General features: G+C 56.6%; 2 protein-coding genes. Both read left to right on the top strand.

From position 1 onward, the window contains the following. A complete protein-coding gene (locus L0H65_RS19360) occupies window positions 1–1,350 on the top strand; it encodes a cbb3-type cytochrome c oxidase subunit I (protein WP_301460819.1) in 1,350 nt (449 codons plus the stop codon). Next, the coding region (locus L0H65_RS19355) for an AAA family ATPase (RefSeq protein ID WP_301460818.1) at window positions 1,347–1,805 on the top strand (459 nt) is incomplete at its 3' end. The genes L0H65_RS19360 and L0H65_RS19355, both read left to right, overlap by 4 nt.

The raw sequence follows: 1,805 nt of genomic DNA, 5'->3' as shown, positions 1-1,805 counted from the left end.
ATGAAATATCAATCACAAAAAGTGGCGCTTGCCTATTTTGTCTGCGCATTGGCCTTGTTCGGGGTGCAGATCTTCGGCGGGCTTATTGCGGGCTGGATCTATGTCTCGCCCAATTTCCTGAGCGAAATCCTGCCGTTCAACATCATCCGGATGATCCACACCAACGCTTTGATCGTCTGGTTGCTGCTTGGCTTTTTTGGCGCTGCCTATTTCCTTGTGCCGGAGGAAGCGGAGCGGGAGCTCTATTCCACCAAGCTCGCCTATATCCAGCTCGCGCTGTTGATGATCGGCACGCTTGGCGCAGTCGGGTCTTACCTCGTCGGTATCCACGGCGGGCGGGAGTTTCTGGAACAACCGCTTTGGGTCAAGTTCGGCATCCTTGTGGCCGCTTTGATCTTCTTGTTCAATATCTCGATGACCGTCCTTGCGGGTCGCAAAACCGCCATCACCAATGTGCTGTTGATGGGCCTTTGGTTGCTGTCGCTGCTGTGGATTTTCGCCTTCATCAATCCTGACAATCTGTCGCTGGACAAGATGTACTGGTGGTTCGTCGTCCATTTATGGGTCGAGGCGACATGGGAACTGGTGATGGCCTCCATCCTCGCCTTCCTGTTGCTGAAACTGACCGGCGTTGACCGTGAGATCGTGGAAAAATGGCTTTATGTCATCGTCGCGACGGCGCTGTTTTCGGGGATCCTCGGCACTGGTCACCATTATTTCTGGATCGGTCTGCCGAGCTATTGGTTGTGGCTTGGCTCCATCTTCTCGATCTTTGAAGTGGTGCCGCTGTTCCTGATGATGACCTTCGCCTTTATCATGGTTTGGAAAGGGCGGCGCAATCACCCGAACAAGGCCGCATTGCTTTGGGCCTTGGGGACGCCGACGGTCGCGTTTTTTGGCGCGGGTGTCTGGGGCTTCTTGCACACGCTGCACGGGGTCAACTACTACACCCACGGCACCCAGATCACCGCAGCGCATGGTCACCTCGCGTTCTATGGCGCCTATGTTGCGCTGAATCTTGCAATGTTTACCTATGCCATGCCGATGCTGTTGCAGCGCGCACCCTATAATCAGGTGCTGAATATGGCGTCGTTCTGGCTGATCACCAGTGGCATGGCCTTCATGACCTTTGTTCTGACCTTCGCCGGCACGATCCAGACCCATATGCAGCGCGTTCTGGGCAGCTATTACATGGATGTGCAGGACGATCTGGCGCTGTTCTATATCATGCGCTTTGGTGCGGGGATCGCGGTGCTTCTTGGGGTGCTCCTGTTCCTTTATGCCATCGGGATCGTGCGCAAGACGGAGATTATCGCGCCGGGTCCGTTGATCCGCGAACCGGGGGAATGACGATGAACGACATGTCCCCGATAATCCCGCATTACCGGGCGGTGGCCAATGAATGCGCGTTGTTCGAAATGGCCCATGCCAACGGTTTGCCCCTGCTTTTGAAGGGGCCGACCGGCTGCGGCAAGACTAGGTTCGTGGAACATATGGCGGCACGGTTGGGGCGCAAGCTCTATACCGTTGCTTGCCATGATGACCTGTCGGCCGCCGATCTTATTGGGCGCTATCTGTTGCGCGGGGGTGAAACCGAATGGGTTGACGGCCCCTTGACCCGCGCGGTTCGTGAAGGGGCGATCTGCTATCTGGATGAAGTGGTGGAGGCGCGCAAGGATGTGACGGTGGTTCTGCATCCGCTGACCGACAACCGCCGCACCTTGATGATCGACCGTACCGGAGAAGAACTGGTCGCCCCCCCCGGTTTCATGCTCGTCGCATCCTACAACCCCGGCTATCAGAAC

This window comes from Pseudorhodobacter sp. (assembly GCF_030452865.1).
GTDB lineage: Bacteria > Pseudomonadota > Alphaproteobacteria > Rhodobacterales > Rhodobacteraceae > Pseudorhodobacter.
This window is presented reverse-complemented; position numbering and strand designations above follow the sequence as displayed.